Raw genomic sequence first — 21,606 nt, forward strand, 5'->3', positions numbered from 1 at the left:
TCCTCCGCTTTTCGAGTGGGGGAATTACAAAGATAAGGGGATGAAGCTTTGAGACAGTCATATATATATACTGTACCGGATAGCTATAATAAATATATCAAAAGAAAAATATTGATTATATTTTTAACAGCTTTGGCTACACTTGTACTTGCAGTATATGCTATAAATGCAGGTTCGGCTGGCATTAGTACCTATGATGTCATAAAAACGTTGTTAGGTAAGGGAGAAGAGAGATTTCGTATCATAGTTTGGAACATTAGGATGCCAAGGGTTTTAACAGCAATTGTAGCAGGAATTGGTCTTTCAGTTGCAGGATGTGTAACACAAAGCATTTTAAGAAATCCCTTAGCCTCTCCTTTTACTTTAGGTATTTCTCAAGGAGCAGCTTTTGGAGCAGCAGTAGCTATAATTGTGTTTGGTGCAGGTAGTACTGCAAATTCTGATTCTGTGATTATAAACAATCCTTATTTAGTAGTCTTTTTTGCTTTTTTGGGTTCTATGGGTTCGACAATAGTCGTATTGATGTTGGCAAAAAGTTTTAGAGTAACTCCTGAGGCTATGGTTTTGGCAGGAGTAGCTTTAGGGTCTTTGTTTTCAGCTGTTACTATGATTTTGCAGTATTTTGCTGATGATGTAAAAGTGGCTTCTGTAGTTTTTTGGACTTTTGGAGATATAGGAAGGGCATCATGGAAGGATTTAGGTATAATGTCTGTAGTTGTAGGCATTTCTCTGATATATTTTATGTTTAACAGATGGAACTATAATGCTTTAGACAGTGGAGAAGAAACGGCAAAAGGCCTTGGAGTTGACGTGGAAAGAGTAAGATTATTGGGCATGTTTGTCTCTTCTTTAATTGCTGCCGTTATTACCTCCTTTGTAGGAATTATAGGCTTTATTGGACTTGTTGGGCCTCACATAATGAGGAGATTAATTGGAGGAGACCATAGATTTTTAATTCCTGCTTCTTCTGTAATGGGAGGTTTAATACTTTTAGCATCAGACACTTTAGGCAGAACTATTATTTCTCCGGTAGTGTTACCTGTGGGAGCTATAACCTCCTTTTTGGGAGCACCGATTTTCCTCTATGTGCTTTCAAGGGGGTATAAGAGATGATTTTGGATATAGATGGTATTGAATTCAGCTATACCAGTGTACCTGTTTTAAAAGATGTTAAATTTACTCTTCAAAGAGGAGAATTACTTTCTATCTTAGGAAACAATGGGGCTGGTAAGTCTACTCTTTTGAAGTGTATAAATAAAATTTTAAAGCCTCACAAAGGGACGATATATATCGAAAAAGATGAAATTTCAAAACTAAGTAGAATAGAAGTAGCTAAAAGGATAGGTTATGTGGCTCAAAGGAATGAGAATGGTCGATTTACTGTATTTGATGCGGTACTTTTAGGAAGAAAACCTCATATAAAGTGGGATGTGACTGAAAGGGATATAAAGATTGTAAATGAGGTATTAAAAAAATTTGACTTAGAAAAGTTATCACTGCGTTATTTAAGTGAGTTAAGTGGAGGAGAATTGCAAAAAGTGGTCATAGCAAGGGCATTGGCACAGCAACCTATTGTAATGCTTTTGGATGAGCCGACAAATAATTTGGATTTAAAAAACCAAATCGAGGTTTTAAGAATTGTGAAAGAGACAGTGAAAGAGCAAAATATAGCAGCAATTGTTATAATCCATGATTTAAATTTGGCACTTAGATTTTCTGATAAATTTTTACTTTTAAAAGATAACACCATTTTTGCCTATGGTGGAATGGAAGTCATGACGGAGGAAAATATACAAGCTGTTTATGGTATACCTGTTGCAGTAGAAAAATGCCGTAATATACCAATAGTTATACCACTCTAAATTGTAGAAAGGGGTAGTTTAGCTTGGATTTAATACCTATAGGAATTGTTCACAGCCCTTATGAAAAAAGAGGAGATGCTCCAAAGCAAGGTAGGATGTCGGATAAAGAGGCAGTTTTAAAAATATACCCTGAATTTGTAGATGGGCTTTGTGATATTGAAAGCAAAAAACACATAATTGTGCTTTATTGGTGCCATTTAGGAAAACGGGATGTTTTAAAGACAGTTACACCTTGGGGACCAGAGGTAAAAGGGGTTTTTGCTACTCGATCTCCTTCAAGGCCAAACCCTATTGCTTTTTGTGTTGCCGACCTTGTAAAAGTTGAAGGAAATAAACTTTATGTAAAAGGTGTGGATGCTTTAGATGGAAGTCCAATCCTTGATATAAAGCCTTATGTTTATGAACTTGACAGTATAAAGGGACCAGAGGATAGGCTTTAGAATGAGGTAAAATATGGATAAAGAATTATAGAAAAAATGCGTATCATTTCATGGTCATGAGTGCCTTGGACTTGCAATAGGTTTTAGGGCATGCGAAGCTGCTATAAAAAAGCTTGACTTGAATTTTTCGCAGGATGAGGAAGTAGTTGTGCATTACAGAAAATAATGCATGTGGTGTAGATGCAGTTCAGTATATAACAGGCTGCACTTTTGGCAAAGGTAATCTTATATTTAAAGACAAACAGCCTTTTACTTTTTTTAGAAGGGATACAAGGGAAGGCATACGGATAGTACTTAAAACCTACAGTATTGGTAAAAGTAGAAAATAGTGGCAGGAATTTTTGCTGAATGCGCCTTTGGAGGAAATTTTTGAATTTAAGGTGCCTCCTTACGATATTCCACCAAAAGCTAAAATTTATCCTTCAATACAATGTGAAATCTGTGATGAATATGCGGGAGAGAATAAAATAAGATAAGATTTAAGGAAGGCAAAAAGGTCTGTATAGATTGCTTTGAAAATACCCCCCTTGCATAGGGGGTGGGAACATGTTATAATTTTTTAGTAAATATTGTATACAGTATACAAGAGGTGAATAAAATGAAGTCGATTTACACTTGTGGAATATGTCCTAAAAAGCCTTGCGCTAAAGGAGAGTCTAATTTCCCGAAAAATTGTCCTACTGTTGAAAGAAGGGATATAGTAGAACAATCAGTAGCAATATATAAACAAGATGAAATGGTTCATAAAATAATGAACTTTGCCAATACTCTTCCTAAAAAGAAAAATGGAGAGTTGAGAAGTAGAGCTGAAGAAATAATAGAGTTTATTAAACAGATGGGATTTAAAACTATTGGCGTTGCATTTTGTTATTCTATGAGTAAAGAAGCTAAACAATTTGTAAAATTATTAGAACGATACGATTTGAAAATTGTTCCTGTTTGCTGTAAAGTCGGTTCTATTGATATAGAAGATATAGACATTCAAAAAGATAAAGAGGGATTTGTTGCTACTTGCAATCCTATAACACAGGCAGAGATAATGAACCAAGAAAATACAGAACTTAATGTAGTGATAGGACTTTGCGTAGGGCATGACATACTTTTTAATAAATATTCTAAAGGATTAGTAACAACTTTAGTAGCAAAGGATAGAAAATACTCCCATTGTCCTGTAAAAGGATTAGAAGTTGTTAATGTATAACACTAGGGTTTATAAAAAACGGGACAACCGCAGAAGACGGCTATCTCAGCTTTTTGACAAAGTCAAAAATTTTTAAAAGCAGATATTTTGCATCGTCGCTCCGGAGTTCCAAAGCGACAAAGCTAAAGCTTGACCTTCGGATTTCGGCAGGGTCCCGGGCACATTCGACATCCTGTCTCAGGTGCCCGCCTCCGCCATCACAAGGCTGCGGCCCTGCCTCCATCCTCGGTCTCGCTAAGTTTTGTTAACGCTTTGTCACAAGTCACTCCTTATGCAAAATATCTACTTTCCGAAAGTTTGTCTATAGTCTGGGACATCCGCAGAAGATGTGCGGGTGTCTTTTTTTATATTGACTTAAAGTAAGATGTGTGGTAATCTTTTATATAGATAATGAGAAATATTATCAATATCATTTGTAATTTATTTTCAATTTGTTTCATACATAATTATTTTTAGAATAGCGAATGTTCAAGTAATTTATTAAAACAGATAAACCATAGGAAAGGAGGCGGAAAAGATGGGGACTCAAAATGTAACTACATTAAATAAATTGCCAATAGGTACAAAAGCAAAAATTGTTAAAATTGCAGCTAAAGGAGATTTAAGGAGAAGGCTAACAGACATGGGAGTCATTCTAGGGACTGAACTTAAAGTAGAAGGTGTTGCACCTTTAGGAGACCCAATAGAAGTTAAAGTTTTGGGCTATCGTTTAAGTCTTAGAAAGAGTGAAGCAGCTTTGATAGAAGTAGAGGTGATGTAAATTGATAGGGAAAGAAGGGGTAATAGTGCCATTAACCATGCTTCCAGTTGGAAAGAATGCTGTTATTGTGGATGTTGTTGGAGGAGAAGGCATTAGAAGAAGGCTTGCGGAAATGGGGCTTATTAGAGGAGCTACTATACGAGTAATAAAAAATGATATAGGGCCTCTTATTATAGCATTAGGTGAAAGCAGAATGGTTTTAGGCTTTGGAATGGCTCAAAAAATTATGGTGGAAGAAAGATAAAAAGGAGGATAAGGATGGGAGAGGTATCTACATTGCAGGGAAGGGAGCTTGTGATTGCTTTAGCTGGCAATCCTAATTCAGGTAAAACAACTTTATTCAACGATTTGACTGGCTCAAGGCAACATGTTGGGAATTGGCCAGGAGTCACAGTAGAGAAGAAGGAAGGGAAATTAAAATTTGAGGGTGTAGATATCAATGTTGTTGACCTTCCTGGTACCTATAGTTTAGGAGCTTATACAGAAGATGAAGTCGTAGCTCGCAATTTTATCATTTACGATAAGCCCGATGTGGTTGTAAATGTAGTTGATGCTACTAATTTAGAGAGAAATCTGTATTTGACAATGCAGCTTTTGGAAATGAATGCTAATGTGGTACTAGCATTAAACATGTATGACGAGGCAAAAGCTAAAGGCATCCAAATAGATGTGGAGAAACTATCAAAACTTTTAAGAGTACCCGTTATCCCTACTGTTGCGACAAAGAATGTAGGGATAAAGGAGCTTTTACAAGCTGTTTTGAAAGTTTATGAAAGCAAAGAAAAAGAGGTTTATAAAGTTGACTATGGAAAAGAGATAGAAGAAGAAATTGATAAGTTAAAAAAATTGATTGAGAAAGAAGAAAATTTAACAAAAAGATTTTTGGCACGCTGGTTGGCTGTAAAATTATTAGAAAATGATGAAAACCTCATAAAAGAGATAGAAAATTATAAAGATATTTTGTCTCAATTAAAAGAGAGCAGAAAGTATTTAGAAGAGGTATTGGGAGAAGATGCAGAAATTCTTATAGCTGACAAAAGATACAGTTTTATATCTGGCATTATAAAAGAATGCGTAAGAAAACACTATACAGTAGAAGACAGGTATACCCTTTCGGATAAAATTGATAAAATTGTTACAAATCGTTATTTAGGGATACCCATTTTTCTACTGGCAATGTGGGGAGTTTTCCAATTTACCTTTGTTATTGGAGATCCTTTAGTAGGCTGGATAGAGACTTTTTTTGGGTGGTTGGGAGAAGTTACAAATACTGTATTAGCAAATATTGGAGTTCCAGAGGTAATAACTTCTTTTATAACTGATGGGCTTATAGGCGGTATAGGTTCAGTTCTTGTATTTATACCTCCAATATTTTTGCTGTTTTTTGCCATATCTATTTTAGAAGACAGTGGATATATGGCTCGTGCAGCTTATGTGATGGACAGATTAATGAATGCACTTGGTTTACATGGAAAGTCTTTTATTCCTATGATTATAGGTTTTGGATGTAATGTGCCAGCTATAATGGCTACAAGGACATTAGAAAACAAAGAAGATAGGCTTATAACTATTTTGATAAATCCGTTAATGTCCTGTACTGCTAGGCTTCCTGTTTATGTGTTATTTGCTGGGGCGTTTTTCACTGCAAATCAAGGATTGGTAGTATTTTCTATATATTTATTGGGAATTGTTCTGGCAATAATAGTAGCAAAATTGTTTAAAAAATACCTTTTTAAAGGAAAAACTTCTCCTTTTGTTATGGAGTTGCCTCCTTATAGAATTCCTACTTTAAAAGGGCTTTTTATTCACATGTGGGAAAGAGGAAGTGAGTTTATTAAAAAAGCAGGTACGATAATTGTGAGCGTTGTAATCCTTATATGGGTACTTTCAAATTTACCTGTTGGAGTGGAATATGCCAGTGAAAACAGCTTAATAGGCCGAATAGGGTCTTTGATTGCGCCAATTTTAAAGCCAGCCGGTTTTGGAAAGTGGGAAGCGGCATCAGCCCTTATATTTGGCGTTTTGGCAAAAGAAGTAGTTGTTGGAACTTTTGGTGTTGTATATGGAGCTGAAGGGGCTGCACTAACAGAGGCAATCCGCCAAAACTTTACTCCACTTTCTGCATATGCCTTTATGGTAATGACCTTGATTTATATTCCTTGTGTGGCAACAATTGGAGCTATTAAAAGAGAAACAAATTCCTGGAAATGGACTGCTTTCGCAGTTGGATACACCCTTGCGTTGGGATGGCTTATGGCTGTGATTGTGTATCAAGGTGGAAAACTTTTAGGACTTAATTGATTTTGAAAGGATAGATTTGTATGTTAGAAACAATTGTTTTAGGTTTACTTGGTGTTTTATCTGTTTTTGTGATATATAAAGAGTTAAAAAAACAACTTAGTTCGAAGTCATGTGCATATTGTTCTAATTGCAAGAATTCTTGTAGCAACTGTCCTGTAAAAAATATAGAGTATATACTCTCAAGAAGCAATCCCAATTTGTAATGGGATTGCTTTTTTTGAAATTTAACAAAGGAGGAAAATAAATGTTTAGAAAAACACATGAGTTCTACCATGACATTGTTGAATGCTTAATTGCTGCATTAGAAGCAAGAGATGTTTATACAAAAGGGCATTCTACAAGAGTTGCTGATATGACAGAAGATTTAGCGCGAAAAATAGGACTCAGAGGCAAAGAACTTGAGAAAGTACATATCGCTGCCCATTTACATGACATAGGGAAAATTGGCATTTCAGATCAAATATTAAATAAAAAAGGTAAACTATTGCCTCATGAATTTGAGATTATAAAGACCCACCCTGTGATAGGTTACAATATTCTTACCAGATCCAGTAGACTTAAAGAAATCGCTAGAATAGTTCTTTATCATCATGAGCGCTGGGATGGGAAGGGATATCCTGAGGGATTAAAAGGTTTAACTATTCCTTTGGGAGCAAGAATAATTGCTATCTGTGACAGTATAGATGCCATGGCTTCCAAAAGACCTTATAGAAGCCCGCTAGATTGGGGAGAGATAAGAGAAGAAATCTTTTTCAATAAAGGCACACAGTTTGATCCGGTATTAGTAGAGGAAATAGATGAAATATTGTGGGATAAGTGGAGAAAAATGTACAAATAGTTATTGACATATGTCAATAAAAGGTGTATATTTAAATTGAACATATGTTTGAAATTTGGTGATTCATTATGAATGCTATTAAAAGTAAAAATGATTTAATGTCTCTTTTAATAAAGGCTTTGAAAGCAAATGGTTTAAAAATAACTGAAAAGCGACAAATCTTACTAAATGTGTTTTTAAAAAATCCCGATATACATTTTGACTTTGATACCCTTTACCAAGAAGCAAAGAAAGAATGGCCCCATTATGGTGTAGCAACTCTTTATAGGAATTTAAAAATTTTTGTAGACAAAGGAATATTATCAGAAAATATAATAGGAACCAAAAAGTACTATGAGCTTAAAATGTTTAACAAGAAAAAGATTCACGCTCATTTAATTTGCAAATATTGTGGTAGTATAGACGAATATTACAGTCCTGATTTGATTAAGTATATAAAAATGATAGATAATAAATATGATTTCGACGTATATTATGGAGAATTAAATTTTTATGGAATATGTAGTAAATGCAAAAAAACTCCAAAAAATGAGAAACATTAATATTGGCGAAATTAATAATTTTTAGGAGAAGGCAGGAAAATCCTGCCGTTTTCATTTATAGTATTTTCTACACTTTACAACAGAGGATGTTAAAAAAATATTTATTGTTGACAAGTTTATAAGGGGATGATATACTAAATATTGGGTTATAAATATTTTTATACACTATATTTTGTAGAAAAATTAATATTCTCAGATACAGGTGCCCAATTTGGAAGCTAAAATTGGGTTAAAAGGGAAGCAGGTGAAAGCCCTGCACGGTCCCGCCACTGTGATGGTGAGCTCTTTACATTATGCCACTGCCTGGCACTTCCTTGGGGAATATTGGAGCTGGGTGGGAAGGCGTAAAGAGTGATGAGCCTAAGTCAGGAGACCTGCCTGTATTTGTTATCACTTCTCTACGGTGTATAGAGGAGGTGAGGTACCTTTGTATACCTCTTAACTGGCCGTAGGAGTTAAGAGGTATAATTATTAACCAAAGAATTATTAAAAAATGGAGGTTTTAAACTATGAAAATTGCTATGAAAGTTATAAAAAGGAATGGAAATGAAGTTGAATTTGATAAGTCTAAAATTGTAAATGCTATATATAAGGCTTTTAAGGCAGTAGGAGAAGGGGAGTATGAGCAAGCAGTTCAAATAGCTGATGAAGTTACAGACTATGTTGAAAAGCATTTTGAAGGGATAGCCACTGTAGAACAGATTCAAGATATTGTAGAGCAATATTTGATAAAATATGGTCATGCCAAAGCAGCAAAAGCTTATATTTTGTACAGAAAGCAGCATCAAGACATAAGAGAATTCAAAAAGATGTTTATGGATATTGAAAGAATGGTGGATGAATACATAGGAAAACAGGACTGGAGAGTAAATGAAAATAGCAATATGAGTTATTCTCTTCAAGGCTTAAATAACCATATTTCCAGTACGATAACGGCCCATTACTGGTTAAATAAAATATACCCTCCAGAAGTTAGAGATGCCCACGTAAATGGAGATTTGCACATTCATGACTTAGGGCTTTTATCTGTATATTGCTGTGGATGGGATTTAAGAGATTTACTGCTTTCTGGATTTACAGGAGTAGAAGGAAAAGTTCAAAGCAAACCTCCAAAGCACTTTAGGTCTGCTCTTGGGCAGATTGTCAACTTTTTCTATACACTTCAAGGGGAAGCAGCAGGAGCTCAGGCTTTTTCCAACTTTGATACTTATTTAGCGCCTTTTATATATTATGATAATCTTTCCTACAAAGAGGTAAAACAGGCTTTGCAGGAATTTATATTTAATATAAATGTGCCTACAAGAGTAGGATTTCAAACCCCTTTTACAAACATAACTATGGACTTGGTGGTACCGGAGATTATGGCAGATGAACCTGTCATAATTGGCGGTCAATTGATGGACAAAACTTACAAAGAATTTCGAAAAGAAATGGACATGCTAAATATGGCTTTTGCAGAAGTCATGATGGAGGGAGATGCCAGCGGCAGGATATTCACTTTTCCAATACCAACTTATAATATAACTAAAAATTTTGACTGGGATAGCCCTGTAGTAGATAAAATAATGGAAATGACTGCAAAGTATGGTCTTCCTTACTTTAGCAATTTTGTAAATAGCGATTTGGATCCAAATGATGTTCGCAGTATGTGCTGTCGCCTCAGGTTGGACAACAGAGAGTTGAGAAAAAGAGGGGGAGGACTTTTTGGTGCAAATCCTTTGACGGGTTCAATAGGTGTCGTAACAATAAATATGCCAAGGATTGGGTATTTATCAAAATCAAAAGAGGAATTTTTCAAAAGGTTAGAAAGGCTCATGGATATAGCTAAGACAAGCCTTGAAATAAAAAGAGAAGTATTAGAAAAAATGACTGAAATGGGACTTTATCCTTATTCGAAATTTTACTTAAAGGATATAAAGAAAAGATTCGGTTATTACTGGCAAAATCATTTTAACACAATAGGACTTATTGGCATGAATGAAGCACTATTAAATTTCATGGGAGTAAGCATAGCTACTGAAGAAGGAAGAAATTTTGCTCTTGAAGTATTAGATTTTATGAGGCACAAATTAGAACAATATCAATTAGAATCAAATATGATGTACAATTTAGAAGCTTCTCCTGCAGAAGGAGCTTCCTACAGATTAGCTAAAAAAGATAAAGTATTATTCCCAGATATAATAACTGCAGGTAGCGATGTGCCTTACTATACTAATTCCACCCAGCTTCCTGTGGACTTTACTGAAGATATATTTACTGCTTTAGACTTGCAAGAAGAGTTACAAACAAAATACACAGGAGGTACGGTATTTCATGGGTTCATTGGAGAGAGTATAAACGATGTAGCTACTTGTAAGGCTTTAGTCAAAAAAATAGCTTATAATTACAGACTTCCCTATTACACGATAACTCCAACCTTTTCAATTTGTGAGGACCATGGTTATATATCAGGAGAACATTTTGAGTGCCCATATTGTGGGAAAGAATGTGAAGTTTACAGTCGAGTTGTTGGCTACTACAGACCAGTTAAGAATTGGAATGAAGGTAAGAAAAAAGAGTTCAAGGACAGAAAGGAATTTGTTGTATGATATACAATTTTATGCCTGTTTCTTTTATTGATTTCCCAGGAAAAATTGCAGCCACTGTTTTTATAAGTGGCTGCAATTTTAAGTGTCCTTATTGCCACAACAGTTATCTAATTCCTATAAGAGAAGGTATACGGAGTGAAAAAGATTTTTTTAATTATCTTAAAAGAAGAGCAAACCTCATAGAGGGTGTATGTATCACAGGAGGGGAACCTGCTCTTTGGAGAGGATTAAAAGATTTTATAAAAAATATAAAAGATTTACATTTCAGTGTCAAGTTGGACACTAATGGTTCAAGGCCACAGGTTTTAGAAGATTTGATAAAAGAGGAGCTTGTTGATTATATAGCTATGGACATAAAAGCTCCAATAGAAAAATATAGCATATTTTTGAAAAATAAAAAAGATATAGATAATATTCAAAAAAGTGTAGAGATAATTAAAAATTCTCATATAGATTACGAATTTAGAACTACTGTAAATGACAAACTACTTACTTTAGAAGATTTTGAGGCTTTAGCTGATTGGATTTCTCCTGCAAAAAGGTATGCTTTGCAAAGGTACAAGTATGCTGAAAGTATATTGGATAAGGAGAAAAGTGGAATTCAAGATTGTGATATTAACTTTTTAAAAAAAATAAAAGAAAAACTGAATGGAAATTTTGGAGAAATATTAATAAGAGAATGAGAGAGTCACCTCTCTCTTTTTATTTTTCGGAAAAATGAACTTGATAATGGACATAAATTAAAAATGGATTTATAATGTATTTAGAAACATTTGTTTTTCTAGGTAGAGGGGGAATAGGATGGCTAGCAATATACATATTTCAATAAATACCAGATATTAATTTTGTTGATTTTAGCAATATTTTATTTATTAGTGCATAATGCAGAAAAGGAAAAATATATTCTATTTTGGGGAAGTGCTTGGGGCCTTGATTTAATAAGATACGCTATGGAATATGCAATAGAATATGGGGATTTGCCTAATACATTTTTGACACAGGTGATAGTATATGGTTTGCTTGTAATAAGTTCTATATTGTTTACTTATGGTTTTCAATCTTTTTTTGAAGTAAATTTTTTGCAAAAGGGTTTATGGATTATTTCACTAAGTTTAGGGTGGTATGCAGTAAATAAAATTTTAGGAAGTAGTAATTATATAGCTGTAATTCCAATGTATATTTTTTTAGGGGTTATGAGTATATTTTCTGGTACATTGATATTTAAAAATTTCAAATCCTCAAAAGTGATTTCTAGTTTAGTCATAGGAATATTACTTATTTTAATAGGCATTCGTGAGATTACATTTCCCATTATAAAACACTTTAATTTGATAAATTATTTAGTTGATTTTGACCTTTTGTATTCCTTAAAAGTTATATTAGCGATTGCTTTACTGATGCATTTCTATGAAATTGCAAGCAATATATTAGCTATTATTTTTCACAAACAAGAAGAACTTATGAAATCTTTGAATAAAGAAAAAGAATGGCTTCGTGTTACATTAAAGAGCATTGGAGACGGAGTTATTGCTACGGATGCAAACGGCAATATAGAGTTTATGAATCCTACTGCAGAAAAGCTTACAGGGTATAAAGAAGGAGAGGTATTAGGAAAGAGAATTGATGAGGTTTTTAATATAATCAATGAAGATACGAAAGAGAAGGTAGAAATTCCAATAGAAAAAGTTTTAAAAACTGGTGAAATTACAGGGCTTGCAAATCATACTGCTTTGATATCAAAAGATGGGCATGTGATATCCATTGCCGATTCTGCTGCTCCCATAAAAGACTCAGAGGGAAATGTAATTGGGACAGTTATGGTTTTTAGAGACATAAGCGATAAAAGAGAGTATGAAAAGCTATTGAAACAGTATGAATTTATTGTAGAATCTTCTAATGAAGGAATTGGGAGTTTTGACCTTGAAGGCATTATTCAAACTTGGAATAAAGGATGTGAAAAAATATACGGCTATAAAGCTGATGAAATGATAGGCAAGAGCATATACACTTTGATGCCAGATTTTGAAAAAGAAAAAGTCAAAAATATTTTACAAAGATTGTTAAAAGGAGAAGAAATAAAAAGTTATGAAGGAATACGGATTACAAAAGAGGGAAAAACTATACATGTGCTTGTTTCACTTGCTGGTTTAAAAGATGAGTTAGGTAGATATATTGGTATATCTTTTATTTCCCGTGATATTACAAAAAACAAAAAAACCGAACAAATTTTAAAAAGATATAAACTGCTTTTTGACAATATAAATGACATAATTTTATTTGCAAGATATGAAGATGGCAAGATTATAGAGGTGAATAAAGCTGCAATAAAGGCTTATGGCTATGAAATGGAAGAACTTTTAAAGATGGATATTTTTGAGCTTTGTAATTGTGAGAAAGAGGAGTTGACTCAATTGTTAGATGTTGAAGCTGAAAGGGGTGTTTTGCTGAACTTACAACATAAGAGAAAAGACGGTAGCGAGTTTTATGTGGAGGCCAATGTAGTAAGTGTTGATTTTGAAAATGAAAAGCTTATTATGACGATAATAAGAGATATAACAGAAAGGAAGTTAGCGCAAGAGAAGCTTGAGCACTTGGGCACCCATGATATACTTACTGGCCTTTACAATAGAAACTTCTTTGAAGAAAAATTAGCTTTTGTTGGTAAACAGAATATAGTGCCGACTGGTTTGATAATTTGTGATGCAGACGGATTAAAACTTATCAATGATACAATAGGACATAAGGCAGGAGACATGCTTTTAAAAACAGCGGCGGATGTGCTGAGAAAATGTTTTAGAGGACAGGACATTATCGCCCGAATAGGAGGAGATGAATTTGCTGTAATACTGCCTAACGCTAGCATTGAGATTGTAGAAGAAGCGGTTGATAGAATAAGAAAAATGGTTGAAAATAGTAAATTTACTTTTGAAAAAGAAAACATACCTTTAAGTATGTCAATAGGCTATGCAGTGAAGAATAATAGTTTTAAAAAAATTGAGGAAGTTTTTAAAGAAGCAGATAATAACATGTATAGAGAGAAGCTATTTCATAAAAGAAGCAGTTATAGAAAAGTATTAGATTCTATCTTAAAGATGTTTGAAATACGACAGCCTAAGCTACAAAAGCATCTAAATGCAGTCAAAGAAATTTTAGCAAACTTTGCCGAATATTTAAAACTTTCTCAAGTGCGGATAAAAAATTTAGAGCTTCTGGCTGAGTTTCATGATATTGGAATGGTAGGAATTTCAGATAAAATACTAGATAAGGTAGATAACTTAAATGAAGAAGAAAAATTGGAATTTCAAAAACATTGTGAAATAGGTTATAGAATTGCTATGTCATCGCCTGATTTAGCTCACCTTGCGGATATGATTTTAATGCATCATGAATGGTGGAATGGACAAGGTTATCCACTTGCTGTAAAAGGAGAGGATATTCCTTACGAATGTAGAATTTTGGCTATAGTAGATGCTTATGTGCAGATGATAGATGAAGAAGGGAAGGGGCTTTCTAAAGAGCAAGCGCTAAAAGAGATTAGAAAGATGGCGGGGATACAATTTGACCCTATTCTTGTTGAAAAATTTTTAGCCTTTATGAAGGATTGATATTTTTCTTTAAAAAGTATAAAATATTAAAGTAATCGTCATTTATTAAACAATAGGGTGTGATAAAATGCCAAGACCTCCAAAATGCAGATGGGTTAGAAGTGAACCAAATGTAACTCATTTTAAACCAGTAGGTGTGCCTATGTCTATGTTAGATGAAGTTATACTAACAGTAGAGGAATTAGAAGCTATAAGGCTTAAGGATTTAGAAGGTTTAGAGCAAGAAGAATGTGCTGATATGATGAAGGTGTCGAGACCTACCTTTTTTAGAATAATCAATTCTGCTAGACAAAAAGTGGCAGATGCTTTGGTTAATGGTAAAGCGATAAGAGTGGAAGGTGGAAATTACAGAGTTTATGAAGAAGAACAAAGAGGTCATAGAGGTATGCGACATAGACATGGCCACTAGGGTGGAGAAGATTAAAATTCTATTAAATTTTCATATTTTTTTACAAAACCTTTCATATATATAGTATAATTAATGCTGTGAATAAGAGTTACTATATATATGAAAGGATGAAGTAAATGGACCTTATAAAAAACTTCATTGATATTGTATTGCATCTTGATAAGTATTTAGGCAGTGTTATTCAAACTTATGGCACATATACTTACAGCATTTTGTTTTTTATTATTTTCCTTGAGACTGGCTTTGTGGTGACGCCTTTTTTGCCTGGAGATTCTCTTCTCTTTGCAGCAGGGACTTTTGCAGCAATTGGCAGTTTAAATGTATTTTATGTGGTTATACTTTTGGCATCTGCTGCCATATTAGGAGATACAATAAACTATCATATAGGGAAATTTGTGGGAGAAAAGATTTATGAAAGAGAAAATCTACGACTAATAAAAAGAGAGCATTTGCTGGAAGCTCGTGACTTTTATGAAAAGTATGGTTCTATTACTATTGTTGTAGGAAGATTTATACCAATTATTAGAACTTTTGTCCCTTTTGTAGCGGGTATTGGACAAATGAGATATTTTAAGTTTTTATTTTACAATGCATTAGGAGGAACGCTGTGGGTTTTACTTTTTACTTTAGGTGGGTACTATTTTGGGAATTTGCAAATAGTGAGAGACCATTTTGGATTGGTGACAATTGCGATAATTGTCATATCGTTAATACCCGCAATTATAAGCGTTTTAAAAAGGAAAAAACGTTGATGCAGGAAGTTTTTGATAAAATGTGTGCTGTTTCGATATAATATATTATTTAATATATTTTAAATTTTATGAAAGGGGAATATGGATTATGGGCCTGTTTGGAACTAAAGGTGAGACTATCGTTATAAATGTTAAAGGAATGTCATGCAATCATTGCAAAATGTCTGTCGAAACTGCACTAAAGAAATTAAATGGGGTATCGAAAGCTATTGTTGACCCTGACAAAGGTAATGTTACGGTAACATATGATCCTGCTAAAGTTTCTGTAGATGATATGAAAAAAGCAATTATTGATACAGGATATGAAGTGTAATACCTATTAAAAAATTTAAAGTGAAAGAAAAGCATTGAATGAGATATCAATGCTTTTCTTTGCGTTACCTTGGTTTAAATGTTGTACATTCTGTTTCTGCACTAGTTTTTGCAGACATTACTTTTGAATTTATTTCAATCGATGGAGCATGACATTTCATATCTTTCCAGTAACTACAAGTATTTACTGAACATTTAACTACATTTTCTGCTGACATGTAACACACCTCACTTTTTATTATCAAAAATAGTATTTGCATATATTATTTTATTATACCTTTTTGTAAACAAAATAACAGGATGTTTTGTGGAACTTGTGAAACATCGGTGTTAACTTTACTAAATAATTTGCACCGGACTAAGGAAAAGATATGTTGGGCGGCTTGATACCGCCCATTCAGTTTGATAAAGGCTAAGACATAGCAATTTGGATGCGTAAATGCACCTATTGACATTGAGATAAGATTGTGATACCTTAAAAAGGGAAAATTTATAATTCTTATCGGAATACTCGGAATTAAAAGGAGGCAAAAAGTTATGCCTAAAAGACAAAACGAAATTTATGAGGATATAACTCAGCTTATAGGCAATACACCTATGATTAGGTTGAATAAAGTTGTTCCTGAAAATTCAGCGGAGGTCATAGTAAAATTAGAGTCTTTTAACCCAGGTGGAAGTGTTAAGGACAGAATTGCATTAAATATGATAAAAAGAGCTGAGGAAGAAGGAAGATTAAAACCTGGTGGGACAATTGTTGAACCTACCAGTGGAAATACAGGCATTGGTCTTGCGATGGTTAGTGCTGTAAAAGGGTATAAGTTGATTCTTGTAATGCCTGATACGATGAGTATAGAACGACGAAATTTACTTTTGTCATATGGAGCAGAGCTTGTTTTAACACCCGGTGCAGAGGGTATGAAAGGAGCCATAAAAAAGGCACAAGAAATTTTGGAATTAAATCCTGGTTATATAATGTTAGATCAGTTTAAAAATCCTGCGAATCCAGAAATACATGAACTTACAACGGCAAAAGAAATATTAAAAGATACAAATGGAATAGTAGATGCATTTGTAGCAGGTGTAGGCACAGGGGGAACAATATCCGGAGTAGGGAAAGTTTTAAAGCAATATAACAAAGATATAAAAATTTTTGCAGTAGAACCAGAGGAATCTCCTGTATTGTCAGGCGGCAAACCTGGACCTCATAAGATACAAGGAATAGGAGCTGGATTTATTCCCGACACATTAAATCTTGACGTTATCGATGAAATTATAAAGGTAAAAGAGAGAGATGCTTTTGAGATGTCAATGAAACTTGCAAAACAAGAAGGGATTCTTTGTGGTATTTCTTCAGGCGCAAATGTTTTTGCGGCAGTTGAAGTTGCAAATCGCCTCGGGAAAGGAAAACGAGTTGTAACAGTACTACCTGATACTGGGGAAAGATATTTAAGTATGCACAAATTTTTTGAATATTGAACGCCATAATGAATTTAATCCTAATGGAAGAATGACAGCACTTCGTTGTGGAGCAAATGTTGTAATGCCCAATGTGACAGAGGGAGAATGCAGAAAGTTGTACGCATTATATCCGGCTGTATCCGGGAAAAATTTGTGTTGCTGATACTCCTGCTCATTGCTTTAGTTGTATAACTGCCAGGATAAATAGTATTGGAAGAGTAGTTTCAGAAAGTTTTGGTTATAGAAAAAAGAGAGTGTAAAATCTGCACTCTCTTTTTTTACAGATTATTTTGCAGAGTAATAGCATCTTTTAGGAGACATTATTAAATCTTCTTTTTTTAATTCTTTAATAGCCTTTTCAACTTCTTTTTTGTCAAGGCCTGATTTTTCCACAATATCACTAGGACGCAGAGGCTCTGAAGATTCTCTTAAAGTTTTTAATACTATCTCTTTGGCATCCATTTTATTTTTCCTCCTTAATACACATTACAATTTTATATTGATTACGATTCCATTATAATATCAATTCTTATTTTTGACAAGAACTTCTAAAATAATTTTTTAACGATAAAATTAAGATTTCACTGGCTTCCCCAACTACTGCTTTTGCAGCTTTTCAACAAAGGGTATAACTAAAGATTTAATTTATTATACAAAAGGGGGTTATCAAAAATCTGTGATTATTGTCACTTATTATACTAAAAAAGGCAAATTATATACAAATACAGCCCCCCTTTTCTGTATTCAGAAAAATGGGGGGTTTTTCAATCTGATTATTTAGCTCACTTTTTTAAAGTTTTAGTTATTTCTATATACTCATCTAAGGTGATTTCACCGCGAGCGTACCTTAACTTGGCAATTTCTAATGCTTCATTATTAGGATCTGTATCGTGTTTTTTAAAAAAGTTAACATTTCTAATCTGTTTTACTAGCAAGTAAATTACTACGCCTATTAAAATTAAGAACAATATATTGGTAAGTCCACCACCGAACCAAGTTCCATAACCACAAGGATAATATCCTCCAAACCAACGACCTAAACCACCCATCATATATCCTCCAAACATTATTTTCTCCTCCTCTCCAAATATTTATATTTTACAAAATGCTTTTTAATTTGTTATATTCTTCTACTGTAATTTCTCCCTTGGCTAAACGTATATCAAGTATTTTCTTTGCTTCATTCACTTGGCAATCTTTGTTTGCATTTAAATTATTAATTATTCTTTGCAGATCACCTGTTTTGTACAAATAAAAGCCAATTGCCAAGATTAATATAAGCCCCATACATTTCAACTCCTTTCTATTTATCAAAAAACTGTTAACTTGGGTTTATTTTTATTTTAAGGCTTACTTTTGAAGAAAATATGAAGAGAAAATAAATACAGTTTAATTAAAATAATTTCCAAAAGTAGGCGATTAGATTTTTGCAAACTGTGATGTATAATATATTAAAAGAAGTTTATCAAGCTATCTTCATAAGTTATTCATAATTTTGCTGCAAAATAATAAAGGGTGGATGGAAGATGAATAAGAAAATACTTGTGGTTGATGACGAAATAAAAATACTGGAAGTTGTAAAGTCATACCTTGAGCGTGAGGGATTTAGCGTTATTACTGAAACTAATGGCAATAACGTTTTAGATACATTCAAAAAAGAAAAACCAGACCTTGTTATATTGGACCTCATGTTGCCAGGTATTTCAGGAGAGGAACTGTGTAAAAGGTTACGTCAGTTTTCCAATGTTCCGATATTGATGCTTACAGCAAAAGTTCAAGAAAGTGATAAAATTAATGGATTTTCTATAGGTGCTGATGACTATATTACAAAACCATTCAGCCCACGCGAATTGGTTATGAGAGTAAAAGCAATATTAAGAAGAACAACTGATGATGTGCCTCTTGCTGAAGTAATGTCTTTTAATAATGATGACCTTGTGGTTGATTTAAGAGCACATACAGTGAGGAAAAAGGGTGTGGTTGTAAATCTTACTCCAAATGAATTTAAAATTTTAAAGATTCTAATTCGCAATCCAAATAGGGTCTTTACAAGAGAAGAATTAATTGAAAAAGTTATGGGATTTGACTATGAAGGCTATGACAGGACGATTGATGCACATATTAAAAATTTAAGACAAAAAATTGAAGACGATACGAAAAATCCAGTGTATATTAAAACGGTGTATGGCGTTGGATATAAATTTGGTGATGGAAATGTTTAGAAATAATTTAAGAACAAGGACGGCTATTGTATTTATTTCAATAGCTCTTATATCGATTGTTATTGTAAGTATTACAACAAACATCTTAATAATAAATAGCTTTGGAAATTATGTTACAAAGTCAACAGATAAAGAATTTAGCAATATAGCTAACACTCTTGCTGCAGTGTATAAATCTGAGGGAGGTTGGAAAAGTACAACAGGGCGTGAAATTGCTCATGCAGCTATGATGAAAGGATATGGATTAAGGCTTAGAGATAAAGATGGCAAAATTATATGGGATTTTTCTTCAATGTCATATATGATGAATATGATGGGAAAATGGAATAAGAAAAATATTTCTGAAAAAACTCTTCCCATCATTGTAGATGAAAAAACAGTGGGATATGTAGATATAATTTATTATGGGCCGATAATGATGAGTGACTTGGATTTTAAGTTTTTATGTGATATTAGCAGATATAATATTATAGCAACATTGATAGCTCTTTTTATAGCATTGACTATAAGTATTTATGTGTCAAATTATATTACAAAACCGTTAATTAATATTACGGAAGTTGCTAAAAAGCTTGAAAAAGGTGATTTTACTGCAAAGGTTTATGATATACCTAAAGAAGATGAGCTATTTAAGCTCACAGCTGCAATAAACCACCTTGGAGAATCTTTAAAAAATCAAGAAATACTAAGAAAACAAATGACCTCTGACATTGCACATGAGCTTAGAACACCATTGACAACATTGCAGAGTCATATTGAAGCAATGCTTGATGGGATTTGGGAGCCGACGCATGAAAGATTGAAGAGTTTAAATGAAGAGGTCTTAAGGCTTATAAATATTGTAAAAGACCTTGAAACATTGAATAAATTTGAATCTGATATGTTAAAGCTTAATAAAATCAAATTTGATGCAAGCGAATTAGTAAAGAGCATTTTGACAAATTTTGAAGCATCTTTTGCTGAAAAAGAACAAGAAGTTGTAAAGAACATCGAAGATAACATTATGTTGTTTGGTGATAAGGACAGGATAGCACAGGTCTTCGTTAACCTAATATCAAATTCAAATAAATATACTCCTGTAGGTGGCAAAATAAAAATAGACTTTTATAAAGATGGTGATTATGCAGTATTTGTAATAGAAGATAATGGAATGGGCATATCAAAAGATGATATTCCTTTTATTTTTGAAAGGTTTTACAGAGGAGAAAAATCAAGAAATCGTGAAACAGGTGGAAGTGGAATAGGGCTTTCGATTGCAAAAGCTATAGTACTAGCCCATGGAGGCGAAATAAGCGTTGAAAGCGAGATAAATAAAGGGAGTAAGTTTACTGTTAAAATTCCTTTGTAAAGGAGGAGAGACAATTGATGCGTATGATGTGCGCATGGGGATATAGAGCGGATGTATTCATTTGGGGTATTATTTGGTCAGCAATAGAAATAGGTTTAATAATTGTAGCAATCTATTTTATTATATCATCATTTCGAGGTACAAGAAATAGAAGTCACAAGAGTGATGCATTAGAAATTTTGAAAGAAAGATATGTAAGAGGGGAAATAAGCGAAGAAGAGTATCTGGAACGAAAAAAAAAATACTTGAAGAAAAATAATTATATCATCATTTTTACTCCAGCTCATTTATCATCCTTAATACTTCATCTGCTTGTATTGCGGCGACTGCTATGACTTTGGGTGCCAAAGGTTTCTTTTCATTAATCGATGTAACAAAATCCCCCACAATTGAAAAGTTTTTACCCCGTTTTATTTTAATATTTTCGCAATCACCAAATCCTGCGACACCTGAAGCCAAAACCACTTTTTTATTATGTTTTTGGGCTTTTTTAAAAATCAGCGTTTTGGTAAATTCATTGTCAACAGCTTCCACAACTATATCATGTTGAAGGATTAACTCATCTAAATTTGACTCATCAATTTTTATATTTTTGGCTGCTATGTTTGCGTGGGGGTTGATTTTAAAGAGAGTATCTTTAAGGGCTAATACCTTTTTTTCTCCTACCTGGTGTAAAAAGTAATTTTGTCGGTTGAGATTTAAGATGTCTACCTCATCAAAATCGACTATTGTGAGGTTTTTAATACCACTTCTTATAAGCATCACTGCAACATTTGAACCAAGTCCACCACAGCCAATGAGAAGAATTTTTACTCTTGAAAGCTTGTCAAGCATCTTTTCATCAAAATAATTTTTAAGCATTACATCAAAAGGATTCATGCATTTTTCACTCTCCTTACTTTGTTTGTAATTTTAAATGTTGACTTTTGTGTAAGAAAAAAGGCTGGTTTTAAAAATTTTTTATACTA

The 21,606-nt window shown here is 33.4% G+C and carries 24 protein-coding genes, 2 pseudogenes and 1 riboswitch; of the genes and pseudogenes, 21 read left to right on the forward strand and 5 right to left on the reverse strand.

All coding sequences use genetic code 11. The annotated features are described in order from the left end of the window. The first annotated feature begins 48 nt into the window (after positions 1 to 48). The 16 genes and pseudogenes from TETH514_RS05755 (at position 49) to copZ (ending at position 15,611) form a co-directional block, all read left to right on the forward strand. On the forward strand, positions 49 to 1,113 hold the full coding sequence (locus tag TETH514_RS05755) for an iron ABC transporter permease (protein WP_003868050.1): 1,065 nt from the start codon (positions 49 to 51) through the stop codon (positions 1,111 to 1,113). Next, a complete protein-coding gene (locus tag TETH514_RS05760; RefSeq protein WP_009052717.1) occupies positions 1,110 to 1,862 on the forward strand; it encodes an ABC transporter ATP-binding protein in 753 nt (250 codons plus the stop codon). Before TETH514_RS05755 ends, TETH514_RS05760 begins: the two co-directional genes overlap by 4 nt. 23 nt (positions 1,863 to 1,885) lie before the next feature. Beyond that, complete coding sequence (gene tsaA, locus TETH514_RS05765) at positions 1,886 to 2,302, forward strand: tRNA (N6-threonylcarbamoyladenosine(37)-N6)-methyltransferase TrmO (RefSeq protein WP_003868052.1); 417 nt, start codon at positions 1,886 to 1,888, stop codon at positions 2,300 to 2,302. A gap of 76 nt (positions 2,303 to 2,378) precedes the next feature. Then, positions 2,379 to 2,837, forward strand: a pseudogene (locus tag TETH514_RS05770) (FmdE family protein). Positions 2,838 to 2,900: 63 nt separating this feature from the next. Beyond that, a complete protein-coding gene (locus tag TETH514_RS05775) occupies positions 2,901 to 3,503 on the forward strand; it encodes a DUF1847 domain-containing protein (protein ID WP_003868054.1) in 603 nt (200 codons plus the stop codon). 517 nt (positions 3,504 to 4,020) lie between these two features. After that, positions 4,021 to 4,263, forward strand: a complete 243-nt coding sequence (locus tag TETH514_RS05780) for a ferrous iron transport protein A (protein WP_003868055.1) — start codon at positions 4,021 to 4,023, stop codon at positions 4,261 to 4,263. Between the two features lies 1 nt (position 4,264). Continuing rightward, positions 4,265 to 4,507, forward strand: coding sequence for a FeoA family protein (locus TETH514_RS05785; RefSeq protein ID WP_003868056.1), 243 nt, complete (start codon positions 4,265 to 4,267; stop codon positions 4,505 to 4,507). A gap of 14 nt (positions 4,508 to 4,521) precedes the next feature. Next, positions 4,522 to 6,564, forward strand: a complete 2,043-nt coding sequence (feoB, locus tag TETH514_RS05790; RefSeq protein WP_003868057.1) for a ferrous iron transport protein B — start codon at positions 4,522 to 4,524, stop codon at positions 6,562 to 6,564. 244 nt (positions 6,565 to 6,808) lie between these two features. Further along, positions 6,809 to 7,402, forward strand: a complete 594-nt coding sequence (locus TETH514_RS05800) for an HD-GYP domain-containing protein (protein WP_003868058.1) — start codon at positions 6,809 to 6,811, stop codon at positions 7,400 to 7,402. A 68-nt stretch (positions 7,403 to 7,470) separates the two neighbouring features. Next, positions 7,471 to 7,944 carry a Fur family transcriptional regulator gene (locus TETH514_RS05805; protein ID WP_003868059.1) on the forward strand — a complete coding sequence of 158 codons (474 nt, stop codon included), beginning with the start codon at positions 7,471 to 7,473 and terminating at the stop codon, positions 7,942 to 7,944. Between the two features lie 183 nt (positions 7,945 to 8,127). Then, positions 8,128 to 8,341, forward strand: a riboswitch (cobalamin riboswitch). Between the two features lie 112 nt (positions 8,342 to 8,453). Next, positions 8,454 to 10,532 (forward strand): ribonucleoside triphosphate reductase, encoded by a 2,079-nt coding sequence (locus TETH514_RS05810; RefSeq protein WP_009052715.1) that lies wholly within the window; start codon positions 8,454 to 8,456, stop codon positions 10,530 to 10,532. Continuing rightward, positions 10,529 to 11,215 (forward strand): anaerobic ribonucleoside-triphosphate reductase activating protein, encoded by a 687-nt coding sequence (locus tag TETH514_RS05815; protein ID WP_009052714.1) that lies wholly within the window; start codon positions 10,529 to 10,531, stop codon positions 11,213 to 11,215. The genes TETH514_RS05810 and TETH514_RS05815 overlap by 4 nt, the downstream gene beginning before the upstream one ends. A 267-nt stretch (positions 11,216 to 11,482) precedes the next feature. Next, a complete protein-coding gene (locus TETH514_RS05820; RefSeq protein ID WP_232195913.1) occupies positions 11,483 to 14,137 on the forward strand; it encodes a PAS domain S-box protein in 2,655 nt (884 codons plus the stop codon). A 67-nt stretch (positions 14,138 to 14,204) separates the two neighbouring features. Then, positions 14,205 to 14,546, forward strand: coding sequence for a DUF134 domain-containing protein (locus TETH514_RS05825; RefSeq protein ID WP_009052712.1), 342 nt, complete (start codon positions 14,205 to 14,207; stop codon positions 14,544 to 14,546). Positions 14,547 to 14,662: 116 nt separating this feature from the next. Beyond that, positions 14,663 to 15,298 (forward strand): DedA family protein, encoded by a 636-nt coding sequence (locus TETH514_RS05830; protein WP_009052711.1) that lies wholly within the window; start codon positions 14,663 to 14,665, stop codon positions 15,296 to 15,298. An 88-nt stretch (positions 15,299 to 15,386) separates the two neighbouring features. Next, positions 15,387 to 15,611: a copper chaperone CopZ gene (gene copZ, locus TETH514_RS05835; protein WP_009052710.1), complete on the forward strand. Its 225-nt coding sequence runs from the start codon at positions 15,387 to 15,389 to the stop codon at positions 15,609 to 15,611. A 64-nt stretch (positions 15,612 to 15,675) separates the two neighbouring features. Here copZ and TETH514_RS12290 read toward each other — a convergent pair whose 3' ends face one another. After that, positions 15,676 to 15,828: a DUF1540 domain-containing protein gene (locus tag TETH514_RS12290; RefSeq protein WP_003870552.1), complete on the reverse strand. Its 153-nt coding sequence runs from the start codon at positions 15,826 to 15,828 to the stop codon at positions 15,676 to 15,678. Between the two features lie 319 nt (positions 15,829 to 16,147). On the opposite strand from TETH514_RS12290, the gene cysK reads away from it, so the two are divergent. Then, a complete protein-coding gene (gene cysK, locus TETH514_RS05840; protein WP_009052709.1) occupies positions 16,148 to 17,086 on the forward strand; it encodes a cysteine synthase A in 939 nt (312 codons plus the stop codon). 16 nt (positions 17,087 to 17,102) lie between these two features. Further along, positions 17,103 to 17,328: pseudogene (locus TETH514_RS12880) on the forward strand ([FeFe] hydrogenase H-cluster radical SAM maturase HydE); the annotation flags it as partial. A gap of 25 nt (positions 17,329 to 17,353) precedes the next feature. Here the strand turns inward: TETH514_RS12880 and TETH514_RS05845 are convergent. The 3 genes from TETH514_RS05845 to TETH514_RS05855 all read right to left on the reverse strand — a co-directional run bounded on the left by TETH514_RS05845 (position 17,354) and on the right by TETH514_RS05855 (position 18,355). After that, entirely contained in the window at positions 17,354 to 17,530 is a 177-nt protein-coding gene (locus TETH514_RS05845) for a MarR family transcriptional regulator (RefSeq protein WP_009052708.1), read from the reverse strand. Positions 17,531 to 17,850: 320 nt separating this feature from the next. Further along, a complete protein-coding gene (locus TETH514_RS05850; RefSeq protein ID WP_009052707.1) occupies positions 17,851 to 18,135 on the reverse strand; it encodes an SHOCT domain-containing protein in 285 nt (94 codons plus the stop codon). Between the two features lie 31 nt (positions 18,136 to 18,166). Further along, positions 18,167 to 18,355: a hypothetical protein gene (locus TETH514_RS05855; RefSeq protein ID WP_011026495.1), complete on the reverse strand. Its 189-nt coding sequence runs from the start codon at positions 18,353 to 18,355 to the stop codon at positions 18,167 to 18,169. A gap of 239 nt (positions 18,356 to 18,594) precedes the next feature. Here TETH514_RS05855 and TETH514_RS05860 point away from each other — a divergent pair, with 239 nt between their 5' ends. The 3 genes from TETH514_RS05860 to TETH514_RS12300 are packed head-to-tail and all read left to right on the forward strand — an operon-like array spanning position 18,595 to position 20,973. Next, the gene (locus TETH514_RS05860) at positions 18,595 to 19,290 is read left to right on the forward strand and encodes a response regulator transcription factor (RefSeq protein WP_011026494.1); all 696 of its coding nucleotides are present in this window, start codon (positions 18,595 to 18,597) and stop codon (positions 19,288 to 19,290) included. After that, positions 19,253 to 20,638 (forward strand): ATP-binding protein, encoded by a 1,386-nt coding sequence (locus tag TETH514_RS05865; RefSeq protein ID WP_172632705.1) that lies wholly within the window; start codon positions 19,253 to 19,255, stop codon positions 20,636 to 20,638. Before TETH514_RS05860 ends, TETH514_RS05865 begins: the two co-directional genes overlap by 38 nt. 26 nt (positions 20,639 to 20,664) lie before the next feature. Continuing rightward, the gene (locus TETH514_RS12300) at positions 20,665 to 20,973 is read left to right on the forward strand and encodes an SHOCT domain-containing protein (protein WP_232195944.1); all 309 of its coding nucleotides are present in this window, start codon (positions 20,665 to 20,667) and stop codon (positions 20,971 to 20,973) included. On the opposite strand, the gene thiF is transcribed toward TETH514_RS12300, so the two are convergent. Further along, the gene (gene thiF, locus TETH514_RS05870) at positions 20,912 to 21,517 is read right to left on the reverse strand and encodes a sulfur carrier protein ThiS adenylyltransferase ThiF (RefSeq protein WP_009053045.1); all 606 of its coding nucleotides are present in this window, start codon (positions 21,515 to 21,517) and stop codon (positions 20,912 to 20,914) included. The genes TETH514_RS12300 and thiF overlap by 62 nt on opposite strands. Between the last annotated feature and the right edge of the window lie 89 nt (positions 21,518 to 21,606).

This window comes from Thermoanaerobacter sp. X514 (genome assembly GCF_000019065.1).
Classification (GTDB): Bacteria; Bacillota; Thermoanaerobacteria; order Thermoanaerobacterales; family Thermoanaerobacteraceae; genus Thermoanaerobacter; species Thermoanaerobacter pseudethanolicus.

What these genes read in the sequence shown, in the direction of transcription:
- TETH514_RS05830 (WP_009052711.1), top strand. Translation starts at nt 14,663, where the DNA reads ATGGACCTTATAAAAAACTTCATTGATATTGTATTGCATCTTGATAAG.
- thiF (WP_009053045.1), bottom strand. Translation starts at nt 21,517, where the DNA reads ATGAATCCTTTTGATGTAATGCTTAAAAATTATTTTGATGAAAAGATG.
- TETH514_RS05775 (WP_003868054.1), top strand. Translation starts at nt 2,901, where the DNA reads ATGAAGTCGATTTACACTTGTGGAATATGTCCTAAAAAGCCTTGCGCT.
- TETH514_RS05855 (WP_011026495.1), bottom strand. Translation starts at nt 18,355, where the DNA reads ATGGGGCTTATATTAATCTTGGCAATTGGCTTTTATTTGTACAAAACA.
- TETH514_RS05760 (WP_009052717.1), top strand. Translation starts at nt 1,110, where the DNA reads ATGATTTTGGATATAGATGGTATTGAATTCAGCTATACCAGTGTACCT.
- TETH514_RS05865 (WP_172632705.1), top strand. Translation starts at nt 19,253, where the DNA reads ATGGCGTTGGATATAAATTTGGTGATGGAAATGTTTAGAAATAATTTA.
- TETH514_RS05805 (WP_003868059.1), top strand. Translation starts at nt 7,471, where the DNA reads ATGAATGCTATTAAAAGTAAAAATGATTTAATGTCTCTTTTAATAAAG.
- copZ (WP_009052710.1), top strand. Translation starts at nt 15,387, where the DNA reads ATGGGCCTGTTTGGAACTAAAGGTGAGACTATCGTTATAAATGTTAAA.
- TETH514_RS12290 (WP_003870552.1), bottom strand. Translation starts at nt 15,828, where the DNA reads ATGTCAGCAGAAAATGTAGTTAAATGTTCAGTAAATACTTGTAGTTAC.
- TETH514_RS05825 (WP_009052712.1), top strand. Translation starts at nt 14,205, where the DNA reads ATGCCAAGACCTCCAAAATGCAGATGGGTTAGAAGTGAACCAAATGTA.
- TETH514_RS05780 (WP_003868055.1), top strand. Translation starts at nt 4,021, where the DNA reads ATGGGGACTCAAAATGTAACTACATTAAATAAATTGCCAATAGGTACA.
- cysK (WP_009052709.1), top strand. Translation starts at nt 16,148, where the DNA reads ATGCCTAAAAGACAAAACGAAATTTATGAGGATATAACTCAGCTTATA.
- TETH514_RS05820 (WP_232195913.1), top strand. Translation starts at nt 11,483, where the DNA reads ATGGAATATGCAATAGAATATGGGGATTTGCCTAATACATTTTTGACA.
- TETH514_RS12300 (WP_232195944.1), top strand. Translation starts at nt 20,665, where the DNA reads ATGTGCGCATGGGGATATAGAGCGGATGTATTCATTTGGGGTATTATT.
- feoB (WP_003868057.1), top strand. Translation starts at nt 4,522, where the DNA reads ATGGGAGAGGTATCTACATTGCAGGGAAGGGAGCTTGTGATTGCTTTA.
- TETH514_RS05850 (WP_009052707.1), bottom strand. Translation starts at nt 18,135, where the DNA reads ATGTTTGGAGGATATATGATGGGTGGTTTAGGTCGTTGGTTTGGAGGA.
- TETH514_RS05845 (WP_009052708.1), bottom strand. Translation starts at nt 17,530, where the DNA reads ATGGATGCCAAAGAGATAGTATTAAAAACTTTAAGAGAATCTTCAGAG.
- TETH514_RS05860 (WP_011026494.1), top strand. Translation starts at nt 18,595, where the DNA reads ATGAATAAGAAAATACTTGTGGTTGATGACGAAATAAAAATACTGGAA.
- TETH514_RS05815 (WP_009052714.1), top strand. Translation starts at nt 10,529, where the DNA reads ATGATATACAATTTTATGCCTGTTTCTTTTATTGATTTCCCAGGAAAA.
- TETH514_RS05810 (WP_009052715.1), top strand. Translation starts at nt 8,454, where the DNA reads ATGAAAATTGCTATGAAAGTTATAAAAAGGAATGGAAATGAAGTTGAA.
- TETH514_RS05800 (WP_003868058.1), top strand. Translation starts at nt 6,809, where the DNA reads ATGTTTAGAAAAACACATGAGTTCTACCATGACATTGTTGAATGCTTA.